12 protein-coding genes are annotated in these 12234 nt (G+C 67.5%); 6 read left to right on the top strand and 6 right to left on the bottom strand.

The window, feature by feature from the left end; all coding sequences use genetic code 11:
- Positions 1-30 precede the first annotated feature (30 nt).
- The 3 genes from infA to QFZ83_RS28215 all read right to left on the bottom strand — a co-directional run bounded on the left by infA (position 31) and on the right by QFZ83_RS28215 (position 2262).
- A complete protein-coding gene (gene infA, locus QFZ83_RS28225) occupies positions 31-300 on the bottom strand; it encodes a translation initiation factor IF-1 (protein WP_013544282.1) in 270 nt (89 codons plus the stop codon).
- Positions 301-360: 60 nt separating this feature from the next.
- The gene (locus QFZ83_RS28220; RefSeq protein ID WP_257863292.1) at positions 361-612 is read right to left on the bottom strand and encodes a hypothetical protein; all 252 of its coding nucleotides are present in this window, start codon (positions 610-612) and stop codon (positions 361-363) included.
- A gap of 390 nt (positions 613-1002) precedes the next feature.
- Positions 1003-2262, bottom strand: a complete 1260-nt coding sequence (locus QFZ83_RS28215) for an MFS transporter (RefSeq protein ID WP_307511689.1) — start codon at positions 2260-2262, stop codon at positions 1003-1005.
- Between the two features lie 82 nt (positions 2263-2344).
- On the opposite strand from QFZ83_RS28215, the gene QFZ83_RS28210 reads away from it, so the two are divergent.
- Entirely contained in the window at positions 2345-3802 is a 1458-nt protein-coding gene (locus tag QFZ83_RS28210) for a PLP-dependent aminotransferase family protein (RefSeq protein ID WP_307511688.1), read from the top strand.
- 102 nt (positions 3803-3904) lie between these two features.
- Complete coding sequence (locus tag QFZ83_RS28205; protein ID WP_307511686.1) at positions 3905-4990, top strand: catalase family protein; 1086 nt, start codon at positions 3905-3907, stop codon at positions 4988-4990.
- Positions 4991-4999: 9 nt separating this feature from the next.
- On the opposite strand, the gene QFZ83_RS28200 is transcribed toward QFZ83_RS28205, so the two are convergent.
- Positions 5000-6055, bottom strand: a complete 1056-nt coding sequence (locus QFZ83_RS28200) for a sugar phosphate isomerase/epimerase (protein ID WP_307511684.1) — start codon at positions 6053-6055, stop codon at positions 5000-5002.
- Positions 6056-6191: 136 nt separating this feature from the next.
- On the opposite strand from QFZ83_RS28200, the gene QFZ83_RS28195 reads away from it, so the two are divergent.
- Entirely contained in the window at positions 6192-7073 is an 882-nt protein-coding gene (locus QFZ83_RS28195; RefSeq protein WP_306881257.1) for a gamma-glutamyl-gamma-aminobutyrate hydrolase family protein, read from the top strand.
- A gap of 10 nt (positions 7074-7083) precedes the next feature.
- Here QFZ83_RS28195 and QFZ83_RS28190 read toward each other — a convergent pair whose 3' ends face one another.
- Complete coding sequence (locus QFZ83_RS28190) at positions 7084-7269, bottom strand: hypothetical protein (RefSeq protein ID WP_307511682.1); 186 nt, start codon at positions 7267-7269, stop codon at positions 7084-7086.
- A gap of 248 nt (positions 7270-7517) precedes the next feature.
- Positions 7518-10487, bottom strand: a complete 2970-nt coding sequence (locus QFZ83_RS28185) for a DNA topoisomerase III (protein ID WP_307511680.1) — start codon at positions 10485-10487, stop codon at positions 7518-7520.
- Between the two features lie 89 nt (positions 10488-10576).
- Between QFZ83_RS28185 and QFZ83_RS28180 the strand changes: the two genes are divergently transcribed.
- From QFZ83_RS28180 to QFZ83_RS28170, 3 genes are read left to right on the top strand one after another with little or no spacing between them, the layout of a single operon-like run.
- The gene (locus QFZ83_RS28180) at positions 10577-11206 is read left to right on the top strand and encodes an SET domain-containing protein (protein ID WP_306881254.1); all 630 of its coding nucleotides are present in this window, start codon (positions 10577-10579) and stop codon (positions 11204-11206) included.
- A 1-nt stretch (position 11207) separates the two neighbouring features.
- Positions 11208-12020, top strand: coding sequence for a biotin--[acetyl-CoA-carboxylase] ligase (locus QFZ83_RS28175; protein WP_307511678.1), 813 nt, complete (start codon positions 11208-11210; stop codon positions 12018-12020).
- Positions 12021-12031: 11 nt separating this feature from the next.
- Positions 12032-12229, top strand: a complete 198-nt coding sequence (locus QFZ83_RS28170; RefSeq protein ID WP_013544271.1) for a hypothetical protein — start codon at positions 12032-12034, stop codon at positions 12227-12229.
- Positions 12230-12234 lie beyond the last annotated feature (5 nt).

Genomic DNA, 12234 nt, shown 5'->3' with positions numbered 1-12234 from the left:
GGTGCCGCAAGGCCTCATGTCCGTCGCGGATCAGCGGCGGGGAGAGTTGTTGCCGCCGGAGGTCGGCGGCGGGCCGCGACGTTCCAGGTGACGGAAGGTGATGCGACCCTTGGTCAGGTCGTAGGGCGAGAGCTCGAGCGACACCTTGTCACCCGCCAGGATGCGGATGTGGTGCTTGCGCATCTTGCCGCCGCTGTAGGCGATCAGCTGATGGCCGTTGTCCAGCGTGACGCGGTAGCGCGAGTCGGGCAGGACTTCGGTCACTGCGCCGTTCATTTCGATCAGTTCTTCCTTGGGCATGCTTGGTTACCTCTGAATCTCGTTCGATGTGTGTTGGATATGAAGATGGGCGTGATTGTTTCAGCCTGCGCACGGCAAGGCGAGCGGCGCGTTGCGCTCGCGCACCCAGCCCAGGCCTTGGTCGATGGCATAGCCGACGGCGGCGGCGTGGCTCGCAAAACGCGGCGTGAAACGCATCACGCGGTCGTGCATGCCGCTGCCGTGGCCGGAGCGGATCGAGACGGAGGCGGCGAAATTGCCGTCGTCCTGGTGTCGAATGAGCGGAGAAACAAGGTACTTGCCCACCGCGATACTGTGTTGAATGATGTCCATGAAGCCTTGGCACAGCGCGCGAATGTTGAACGCGAAGTGCCTGAAAAATAATTGAAAACGGGCGTGGGCCGGCCGGAATGGCGCGGCGGACGCGCTATTCGCTTCAACAAGAACGAAGGCAGTGGTGGCAATCATGGGCGCCCGGTCTGGCGCTCCAACACACTGTGAAGCCGGCTGAAAGTGTGGGGGCCTGAAAAATCCAAGGGATAGTTGCAGGTCAGCCGGCAATTTGACGAAGTGCTTCGTCGTGGTATCGAAACGAACCCGCCATTATAGCTTGACGGGCATGACAGTTGCTCACCTTCAAAGCAAGCGGAGCCTCAATGGCCCCGAGAAGGACGGTCGCTCTTGCGAAGTTTGCTATTGAAAATATAGCGAAACTCGCTGCAATCAGGCGGCCAGCGGCGATGTCGGCGAGGAAAGCGCAGTCCGCGACTTGTGGGCAGCGCGCAACATCAAGCCCAATCCCGCGAGTTGGCAAACCGCGCCGGCCCAGCCCACGGCACTTACGCCGACCCACTCGATCACCACGCCGCCCAGCCCCGATCCGGCCGCGATCCCGAGGTAGACCGCCGAGGCGTTGAGCGACAGCGTCATCGGCGCGCGCTCCGGTGCGAGACGGATCAGCCGCACCGCCTGCGCCGGGCCGAAGCCCCAGCCCGCAAAGCCCCAGAGCGCCGACAGCCCGACGATCAGCGGCAGCGCCAGTTCGCGCGGCAGCATCTGCGCGGAGAACGACAGGCCGCCCAGGATCACCACCAGCATCAGCGCGAAGCCCTGCGCCATGCGATCGGCGCCGAAGCGGTCGGTCGCCCAGCCGCCGGCCGCGGTGCCAATGGCTGCCGCGATGCCGATCGCGAAGAACACCGCGCTCACGCCCTCGACGCCGAAATCCAGCGTGCCGGACAGGAACGGCGCGATGTACGTATAGAAGCTGAAGCCGCCCGTCGCCCACAGCATGGTGGTCAGCAGTGCCGGCAGCACGCCGGGTTCGCGTGCCACCGAGAACGACGGCGTGCGCGCGGCAGCGGCCGGTGCCGACGCCAGCCCGCGCGGCAAACCGGCGGGCAGGCCCCAGGTGGCCAGTGCCGCCACCGCGGCGATCAGCAGGTAGGCCGTGCGCCAGCCGCCCCAACCGGCGATCCACGCGCCCAGCGGCACGCCGAGCGCGACCGCCACCGTGCCGCCGCCCGACACGATGGCGAGCGCCCGGCCGCGCAGCGCGGGCGACACCATCGATGCCGCCACCGCGCTCGCGGTCGGCAAGAACACGCCGGCCACCAACCCCAGCGCGACCCGCGCCAGCGCCAGTTGCGCGAAGCCGTGCGCCATCGACGCCGCCAGCGTGAGGCCCGAAAACGCCCCAAGGCTGGCAATCAGCAACGGGCGCCGGCCAAAGCGCGCGAACAGCGCGGCCATCAGCGGCGAGCCGATCGCGTAGCTCAGCGCGAACAGCAGCACCAACTGCCCGGCGCGCGTGGCGCTCACCTGCAGGTCGGCCGCCAGCACCGGCAGCAGTCCCGCGACCATGAAGCTTTCGGTGCCGATGGCAAAGGCGCCGAGCGCGAGCCACGCCAGGCCCACAGGCAGGCGTTCAGGCAGGCGTTCGGCAGGTTGCGCTTGTGGGCTGGCGACGGGTTCGGTGTTCATGGCGAGACTCCGGTGAGCGTTCTGAGGCCTTCAGAATAGGCTTGCGATTGGCTCTTCAAAAGAACCACAATCTGCGAACTTCATGGAGCCACTTTTTGAACTCGCCATCCGTCTGCCGGGCGCAGGCTCGCGCGACCTGCTGCGCGAGGTGCACCGGCAGCTGCGCGACGCCATCCTCGACGGCCGGCTGCAGCCCGGTGCGCGCCTGCCCGCCACGCGCGCGCTTGCCGGGCGGCTGGGCGTGTCGCGCAACACCATGCTCGCGGCGTACGACTTGCTGCTGAGCGAGGGCTACCTGCTTGCGCGCCCCGGCGCCGGCACCTATGTGGCCGACACGCTGCCCCAGTCGCGCCGCGGTCGCATTTCCAAGAGCGCATCCGTGCGACGCGACCCGCGCCTGGTGCCGCTGAACGTGCCGGGCGCCGACCTCGCGCCCACGCTGCAGCCCCAACGCGCGCGCGACGATTTCCGCGTCGGCTTGCCCGACACCAGCGCCTTCCCGTTCGACATCTGGCGCCGCCTGTCCGATCGCGCGCTGCGCCGCATCGCGCGCGAGCCCGCCGACTACGCCGAGCCGCAGGGTCAGGCCGCGCTGCGCGAGGCCATCGCCAAGCACGTGTCGTTCACCCGCGCGGTCGGCTGCACGGCCGACGACATCGTCGTCACCGCCGGCGCGCAGCAGGCATTCGGATTGCTCGCGCGCATCCTCGTCGTGCCGGGCCGCACCGTGGTCGCTGTCGAGCAGCTTTTCTATCCCTCGCTGCGCGAGGCCATGACGGCCGCAGGCGCGAAGGTGGTCACCGTGCCGACCGACGTCAAGGGCCTGTGCGTCGATCGGCTGCCACCCGAGGCGCGCGTGATCTGCGTGACGCCCTCGCACCAGTTCCCGACCGGCGTCGCGATGTCGCCGCAGCGCCGCGCGGCGCTGCTGGCCTTTGCCCGGGCGCGCAACGCGGTCGTCATCGAGGACGACTACGACAGCGAATTCCGCTTCGCCGGCCGCCCGCTCGACGCGCTGCAGACGCTCGACCGCGCCGAGTCAGTCTGCTACGTCGGCACTTTCTCCAAGAGCCTGTTCCCCGCGCTGCGCCTGGGCTTCGTGGTCGCGCCGCCGTGGGCACGCGCGGCGCTGGTGCGGGCGCGCGAGCTGGCCGACTGGCATGGGCCGGTGCTCGGCCAAGAGGCGCTGGCCGCCTTCATTGCCGAAGGGCACCTCGCGCGCCACATCCGCAAGATGCGCAAGGTCTACGGCGCGCGGCGCACCGCGCTGCTTGAGGCGTTGGCGAAGCACACAGCGGGACGGCTCGAGGTGATCCCGTCCGATGCGGGCCTGCACCTGTCGGCCTGGCTGCGCACCGACACCCGCGACCACGCCGTGGTCGAACGCGCCGCCGCGGCAGGCATCACGCTGCCGCCGCTCTCGCGCTTTGCACTCGACCCGCAGGCGCCCGATGTACCCAACGGCCTCGCCTTCGGCTACGGCCTCATCGACGAATCGCAGATCGACGGCGCGATCCGCCGCCTCGCCCCGCTGCTCTGAGCGGCCCCCTTCGCGCGCACGCATTGGCGCTGCGCTCCTACACGGCGCCTTGCGGGTGCGCTGGATCGTGGGCGCAAGTCCCACGCAGAAGAAAGACCGCCGATGAACACCGCCACGCTTTCCACTACCGCGCCCGTGCGCTTCGAACCGTCCGTGGAGACGGTGGCCGACGACGAACTCCAGACCCAATCCGAACTCGTCGCCACGCTGCTCGGTATGTCCAGGACCATGGCGGATCACACCGGCCACGCGGCGCGCAGCGTGCATGCCAAGAGCCACGGCCTGCTGCGCGGCGAACTGCGCGTGCAGGGCGGCCTGCCCGAGCCGCTGGCGCAGGGCCTTTTCGCTGCGCCAGGCAGCCATCAAGTCGTCATGCGCCTCTCCACGCCGCCCGCCGAAATGCTGGACGACCGCGTCTCGCTGCCGCGCGGCATGGCGCTCAAGGTGATGGATGTCGAAGGCGAGCGCGTGGAAGGCTCGGAGGCCCACACCACGCAGGATTTCCTGTTCGTCGACGGACCCGTGTTTCCCGCGCCCGACGCCAAGGGTTTCCTCAAGAGCCTGAAGCTGCTCGCCGGCACCACCGACAAGGCACCCAACGCCAAGCGCGTGCTCTCGAGCGTGCTGCAGGGCGTGGAGAAGGCCTTCGAGGCGGCCGGCGGCCAGAGCGGAACGCTCATCGCGATGGGCGGCCACCCGGAGGTGCATCCGCTGGGCGCCACCTTCTTCACGCAGGTGCCGATCCGCTACGGCAACTACATCGCCAAGCTGCAGTTGGCGCCGGTCTCGCCCAATCTCGTCGCGCTCGAGGGCCAACCCATCGACCTCGACGGCAAGCCGGACGGCACGCGCGAAGCGGTCGCGGATTTCGTGCGACAGCAGTCCGCCGAATGGGAACTGCGCGTGCAGCTGTGCGTGGATTTGGAGCGCATGCCCGTCGAAGACGCCTCGATCGAATGGCCGCAGGACCTGAGCCCCTTCGTACCCGTGGCGCGCATCACCGTCGGCCCGCAGGCCGGCTGGAGCGATGACCTCGCGCGCGAGATCGACGACGGCATGGCCTTCAACCCCTGGCACGCGCTGGCCGCGCACCGGCCGCTGGGCCAAGTGATGCGTGCGCGCAAGGCCGCGTACGCCGCCTCGTCGAACTACCGCAGCGAACGCAACGGATGCCCCCTGCACCGCTGAGCTAGAGATTCAGCCCAGTCCGAGCATCTTCCGGTTCGACGCCACGTCCACACCGCCCGCAGCGAAGTCGTCGAAGGCCCGGTCGGCCACGCGGATGATGTGGTCGGCGATGAAGGCCGCACCTTCGCGCGCACCGTCTTCCGGATGCTTGATGCAGCACTCCCATTCGAGCACCGCCCAACCCGGAAAGTCGTACTGCGCCATCTTCGAGAAGATCGCCTTGAAGTTCACCTGCCCATCGCCCAGCGAGCGGAAGCGACCGGCCCGGTTGATCCAGCTCTGAAAGCCGCCGTACACGCCTTGCTTGCCGGTCGGGTTGAACTCGGCGTCCTTCACGTGAAAGATCTTGATGCGCTCGTGGTAGTGGTCGATGTACGCCAGGTAGTCGAGCTGCTGCAGCATGAAGTGGCTCGGGTCGTACAGCAGGCAGGCGCGCGGGTGGTTGCCCACGCGCTCCAAAAACATCTCGTAGCTCACGCCGTCGTGCAGGTCTTCGCCGGGGTGGATTTCGTAGCCCACGTCCACGCCCGCGGCGTCGAAGGCGTCGAGGATCGGGCGCCAGCGGCGCGCGAGCTCGTCGAAGGCTTCCTCGATGAGCCCTGGCGGGCGCGGCGGCCACGAATAAAGATACGGCCACGCCAGCGCGCCCGAGAAAGTCGCGTGCGCCGTGAGTCCGAGGTTGGCCGACGCCTTCGCTGCCAAGTGCAGCTGCTGCACGGCCCACTGCTGGCGCCTGACCGGATCGCCGCGCACCTCGGGCGCCGCGAAGCCGTCGAAGCCCGCGTCGTAGGCCGGGTGCACCGCGACCAGCTGGCCCTGGAGGTGGGTCGAAAGCTCGGTGATCTCCAGCCCGTGTTTTGCGAGCGTGCCCTTTACTTCATCGCAGTAGGTCTTGCTCTCGGCGGCCTTCTGGAGGTCGAACAGGCGCGCGTCCCAGCTCGGAATTTGCACGCCCTTGTAGCCGAGGCCCGCGGCCCAGCCGGCGATGCCGTCGAGCGTGTTGAAAGGGGCGGTGTCTCCCGCGAACTGGGCCAGGAATATGGCGGGGCCCTTGATGGTTTTCATGGCTTGTCTTCCTTATGCGTCGTGGCGGCGTTGAAAGCATACTTGGCGTGTCGTCCGACCCCGTGCGAGAGGCCAACGAGCCACAATGGACTTTCCTTTCCGCACCTCCCGATCAGTTCGCGCTGACAGTCCCGCGATGACGCAACCCGTTTCCGCCCGGCTCAAGATCGGCCTGTCCGCCTGCTTCTCGCACGCCGACCCGGCCCGCTCGCTCTTCACCAACAAGACGCTGCAGTACGTCGAGCAATCGATCGCGCACTGGCTCATGTCGGCCGGCGCGATGGTCGTGATGGTCCCCTGCCCCACCGGCGAAACCGCACGCGGCGACACCAAGCTCTCGCACTACGCCGAATGGCTCGACGGCGTGGTGATGCACGGCGGCGCCGACGTCTGGCCCGGCAGCTACGGCGAGGTGCCGCTCAAGGACGCGTGGATCGGCGACCAGATCCGCGATCTCTACGACCTGGCATTGGTCGAAGCCTTCGAGCAGGCCGGCAAGCCCATCTTCGGCGTGTGCCGCGGGCTGCAGCTCATCAACGTGGCCTTCGGCGGCACGCTCTACCAAGACATCGAGGCGCAGCACGAAGGGGGCCTGCGCCACCGCGATCCGGTGACCTACGACCAGAACTTCCACCAGATCGAGATCGTGCAGGGCACGCGTCTTTCGAAGCTCTATCCGCAGGTGGAAACGGCGCGCGTCAACAGCATCCACCACCAGGGCATCAAGGGGCTCGCGCCGGGTTTCGAGATCGAGGCCTGGAGTCTGCCCGACCGGGTGCCCGAGGCGATCCGCCGCCGGCCGGACAAGGGCCGCAGCTACATCGCCGCGACCCAGTGGCACCCCGAGTTCCACAAGTACGGCAGCACCGAGACGGTCGACGACACGCCGATCCTGCATGACTTCCTGTGGGCCTGCGCGACCGCCAAGGTCGCGCCGAAGACGCCGCCGCGTTCGGGCTCCGGCAAGATCCGCGACCGCGCGGCGCGGGTGCTGCGGCAGGCGTTGCTGCGGCGCTGAAGAAGAAGGATCAGCGGCGGTCGGAGCGGTTCGAACTGCCGCTGACGCTGGCGTCGATGGTGCCGAACACCGTGACGCCGCTGCTGGACGAGGTACTCGAGGCGCCGCTGGTCGGCCCCGCAGAACCGGTGCCGGCGCAGCCCGCCACCAAGGCGCCCATCGCGAGGGCGAACACAGCTGCAATGAATGACTTCACGGAAAACTCCAGGAATGGGTGGGACTGCGGACCACTATAGGCGCGCGTCCCGACCGGCCTTGTAACAACCCACCCGCCACCGGGCGCTTGTCCACCCCGTTATTCGGGCTTGGCGCCCGATGCCTTGACGGGCCGCGCCCCAGAGGCCGATCTCGGTGGCCTGCCCTGGCGGGAAAGGCACGACCAGCTTGATGGGCCTGTCAGGCCACGCGGCGGCCTGGGCGAAGGCCGCGCCGCCGCATGTGTCGTCAGGCCGCGTCGGGCGCCGAGAGGTGCTTGCCCACGATGCCCGCGAGTTCGAACATCGTCACCTGGTCCTTGCCGAACACGGGCTTCAACTTCGCGTCGGCGTTGATCGCGCGCTTGTTGGTCGCGTCCTGCAGGCCGTTGGCCTTGATGTAGTCCCACAGCTTCTTGATGACCTCGGTGCGCGCCACCGGTTCGGCGCCGATCACAGCGGCCAGCGAGTCGCTGGGCTTCAGACCCGCGCCGGGCTTGCGCGGCGCGGGGGCCTTCTTCGCGGCCGGTGCCTTCTTGGCCGCGGGCGTCTTCTTCGCCGCCACCTTCTTCGCAGCCGCGGTCTTGGCGGCCGGCTTGCCGAAGGTCTTGCGCGGCGGGAATTTGCTGCCGCCTTCGCGCGGCGCGAATTCGAAGGTCACCTTGCCTTCTTCGGCGTTCCAGGTGAGGAAGGCCTTGAAGGCGCGGCGGGTGCGCATGCTCACGAACTTGTCGAGCAGGTCGGTCTTGCCGGTGGCGAGCAGCTTTTCCATCTGCGCGCGCTCCACCGGCTGCTGCAGGATGATCTTGCCGGTCTTGAAGGTGCAGCTGGGTGTCGGCTGCGCGTTGGTCGGCACCGACTTCTCGCAGACGTAGTTGCTGCCGTGCTCGAACACCGGCGCGCCGCACACCGGGCACGGGCCCACGGTGTCCTGCTCGCTGAAGTCGACGATCTCGCCGGTGTCGCCGTTCTTGTCGTCGCCGAAGTCGAACTCCAGCTTCCAGTTCTTCGATTCTTCCTCGTCGTACTTGAGGATGATCTCGGCGGTGAAAGGCCAGCCCGCCTTGGAGCGGAAGCCCTCCAGCGGGCCGATGTGCTTGTTGGCCAGCAGCGCCTCGGCCTCGGCCACCTCGAAGGTGCGGCCGGCCGGCGACTTGCCGAACGAGAAGCCGCAGGCGTCCTCGCCCGTGCCGCTCTTGCCCACGCAGCCGTAGCGGCGGTAGTTTTCGCGCACGATGCCGCCGCAGTTGGGGCACGGCGTCGCGAGCGTGGCGTAGTCGCCCGGCACGGTGTCGCGGTCGTACTCCTTGGCCTTCTTGACGATGTGCTCCGTCATCTGGGCGATCTCGCGCATGAAGGCGTCGCGGCTCAGGGCGCCCTTCTCCATCTGCGCGAGCTTGTATTCCCACTCGCCGGTGAGCTCGGCCTTGGAGAGTTCTTCCACGCCCAGGCCGCGCAGCAGCGTCATGAGCTGGAAGGCCTTCGCGGTCGGAATGAGTTCGCGGCCTTCGCGCAGCATGTACTTCTCGGCGATCAGGCCTTCGATGGTGGCCGCACGCGTGGCTGGCGTGCCCAAGCCCTTCTCCTGCATGGCCTCGCGCAGCTCGTCGTCGTCGATGGTCTTGCCGGCGCCTTCCATGGCGCCCAGCAGCGTGGCTTCCGAATAGCGTGCGGGCGGGCGCGTCTTCAGGCCCTTGAGGTCGGCCGACTCGTTCTGCACGATCTCGCCCGGCTTCACCGGCACGAGGCGCTTGCCGTCCTTGTCGTCTTCCTTCTCGTCGTCCTGCGCTTCCTTGCCGTAGATGGCGAGCCAACCCGGCTTGACCAGCACCTTGCCGTCGGTGCGGAACGGGTACTTCTTGCCGCCCTGCTCCACCGTGCTGATGCGCGTGGTCACCTGGTGCTCGGCGCTCGGGAAGAACACCGAGAGAAAGCGCCGCACCACGAAGTCATACAGCTTCTGCTCGGCCTCGCTCAGGCCGCTCGGGGCCTGCAGCGTCGGGATGATGGCGAAGTGATCCGACACCTTGGCGTTGTCGAAGATGCGCTTGTTGGGCTTGACGTAGTTGCCGTCGACCGCCTGCTTGGCGAACGGCGCCAGGTGCTTCATGCCGCTGTTGGCGAGCATCTCCATGGTGTCCTTGACCACCGGCAGATAGTCTTCCGGCAGCGCGCGCGAATCGGTACGCGGATACGTCAGCGCCTTGTGGCGTTCGTACAGGCTCTGGGCCAGCGCGAGCGTGGTCTTGGCGCTGAAGCCGAAGCGGCCGTTGGCCTCGCGCTGCAGCGAAGTCAGGTCGAACAGCGCGGGCGAGGCCTGCGTGGTGGGCTTGCTCTCTTCGGTGACCGTGGCGGGCTTGCCGCGCGAGGCGTCGGCGATGGCGCGGGCTTCCTGCTCGGTCCACACGCGGTCGGCGCGCTGCTCGGCATCGGGTTCACCGTTGGCCAGCAGCGGCGCGTTCGCTTTCTTCCAGTCGGGGTTGAACCACTTGCCCGGGTACTGGCCGGCCTCGGCCGCGAAGCTGCCGTGGATTTCCCAGTAGTCGCGCGAGACGAACTTGCGGATCTGTTCTTCGCGCTCCACGACGACCGACAGCGTCGGCGTCTGCACGCGGCCCACGGTCGTGAGAAAGAAGCCGCCGTCGCGCGAATTGAATGCGGTCATCGCGCGCGTGCCGTTGATGCCCACCAGCCAGTCGGCCTCGGAGCGCGAGCGCGCCGCGTCGGCCAGGCCCTGCATCTGCTTTTCGGTGCGCAGCGCATCGAAGCCGTCGCGAATCGCCTGCGGCGTCATCGACTGCAGCCACAGGCGCTTGACCGGCTTGCCCAGCGGACTCTTGCCGCCGGCGTACTGCTCGATGAGGCGGAAGATCAGTTCGCCCTCACGGCCCGCGTCGCAGGCGTTGATGAGCTGCGTCACGTCCTTGCGCTTGGCCTGCTTGACCACGGCGTTCAGCCGCGTCTTGGTCTTGTCGACCGGCTTCAGGTCGAAGTGCGGCGGGATCACGGGCAGGTTGGCAAAGCTCCACTTGCCGCGCTTGACGTCGAACTCCTCGGGCGCCTGGATCTCGACCAGGTGACCGACAGCGCTGGTCACGACATAGCTGTCGTTCTCGAAATGCTCGTCATGTTTGTCGAATTTGCCGGCCACCGGCGTGAGGGCGCGGACGATGTCCTGTGCCACCGATGGCTTTTCTGCGATTACCAACGTCTTTGTCATCTAAGGGCTCTCTATACTCTGCGGCTTCCCGCGTGTGTGCACGCGCACACGCGCATGTGTGTGCATATTCAAACTAACAGACTTCGGCGATGCCTTCCAAATCCCCACAACTCGCCGGCCGCCGCATCCAGATGCGGCGCTCGGATGTCCATGGCAACGGCGTGTTCGCGGTGGACGACCTGGCCGAAGGCGAGACGCTGATCGAATACAAGGGCGAGGTCATCAACTGGAAAGAGGCGCTGCGCCGCCATCCGCACGACCCGGCCCAGCCGAATCACACCTTCTACTTCCACATCGACGACGGTCGCGTGATCGACGGCAACGTCAAGGGCAACGACGCCCGCTGGATCAACCACTCGTGCGAGCCGAACTGCGAGGCCGACGAAGTCGATGGGCGCGTTTATATCAAGGCACTGCGCAACATCGCTGCAGGAGAAGAGCTCAATTACGACTACGGCCTGATCATCGACGAGCCGTACACGCCGAAGCTCTTGTCCGAATTTCCTTGCTGGTGCGGCTCCGAACAGTGCCGCGGCACGCTGCTGACACCCAAGGATGAGGACGAAGAAAAGAAAAAGAAGAAGAAAGCCAAGAAGAAGGCCGAAAAGAAAAAGGCCGAGAAGAAAGAAGAGAAGAAAAAAGAGGCCAGGAAGGCCGAGAAGAAAGCCGACAAAAAGGCTGAGAAGCAAACCGAAAAGAAGAAGTCCAAGAAGGACTGACATGAGCAGCAGCACGGGCGCCTGGCAGGAAGACAGGATCGTCGCGTCGGTCGCGCCGCTGTTGCCAGGCTTCGCGGTCGAGGCCGTGGCCGAGATCGATTCCACCAGCACCGAGCTCATGCGCCGTGCGCGCGCCGGTCGCGTCGAGCCGGTGCTGCTGGTGGCGGAGCGCCAGACCGCAGGCCGTGGGCGCCTCGGTCGCGTGTGGCAGAGCGCACCGCAGAGCCAGGCACAGACCTCGCTCCTGTTCTCGCTGGGCCTGCCGCTTGCGCCGGCCGACTGGTCGGGCCTGTCGCTCGCTGTCGGTGTCAGCGTGGCCGAAAGCCTCGATCCGACGGGCGCACACAAGGTCGGCCTCAAGTGGCCCAACGACATCTGGGTGAACGACAGCAAGCTGGTCGGCATCCTCATCGAAACCGCATTGCCGCATGCTGCCGGCCCCGGTGCGCAGCGGTTCGTGGTGATCGGCATCGGCATCAACATCGGCGCGCGCGAAGCCGACGGCATGCGCACGCCGCCCGCATGGCTGCACCAATGGCGCCCCGACGCGGCCGCGCCCGAGGTGCTGCGCGAACTGGCCGAGCCGCTGGTGCGCAACGTGCTCGCCTTCGAGGCGCAGGGCTTCGCGCAGTTCGCCGAACGTTTTGCCGCGCGCGATGTGCTGCGCGGCCGCGAGGTGGTGCTGAGCGACGGCACCGAAGGCGTCTGCGAAGGCGTGGCCTGGAGCGGCGAGCTGCAGGTGCGCACGGCCGCGGGCCTGCAGATCATCACGAGCGACGAAGTGAGCGTGCGCCCTCGCGGCATGGCGTTCTGAAAATCATCCCCATGAAACTGCGCCTGGCGTTGATCGTCCTGCTGCTGGCCAACGCCGGCTACTTCCTGTGGGCACGCGGTGATCTGGTGGGCTTCGGCCTGGCGCCGGCGAGCCTCAACGAGCGCGAGCCGCAGCGGGTGTCTCGGCAGATCAAGCCCGAGTGGGTGCAGGTGCGCAAGGAAGCGAAGGCGGGCGCGCCCGCGCCGTAGTTGGA

Source organism: Variovorax sp. W1I1 (assembly GCF_030815625.1).
Taxonomy (GTDB): domain Bacteria; phylum Pseudomonadota; class Gammaproteobacteria; order Burkholderiales; family Burkholderiaceae_C; genus Variovorax; species Variovorax paradoxus_C.
This window is presented reverse-complemented; position numbering and strand designations above follow the sequence as displayed.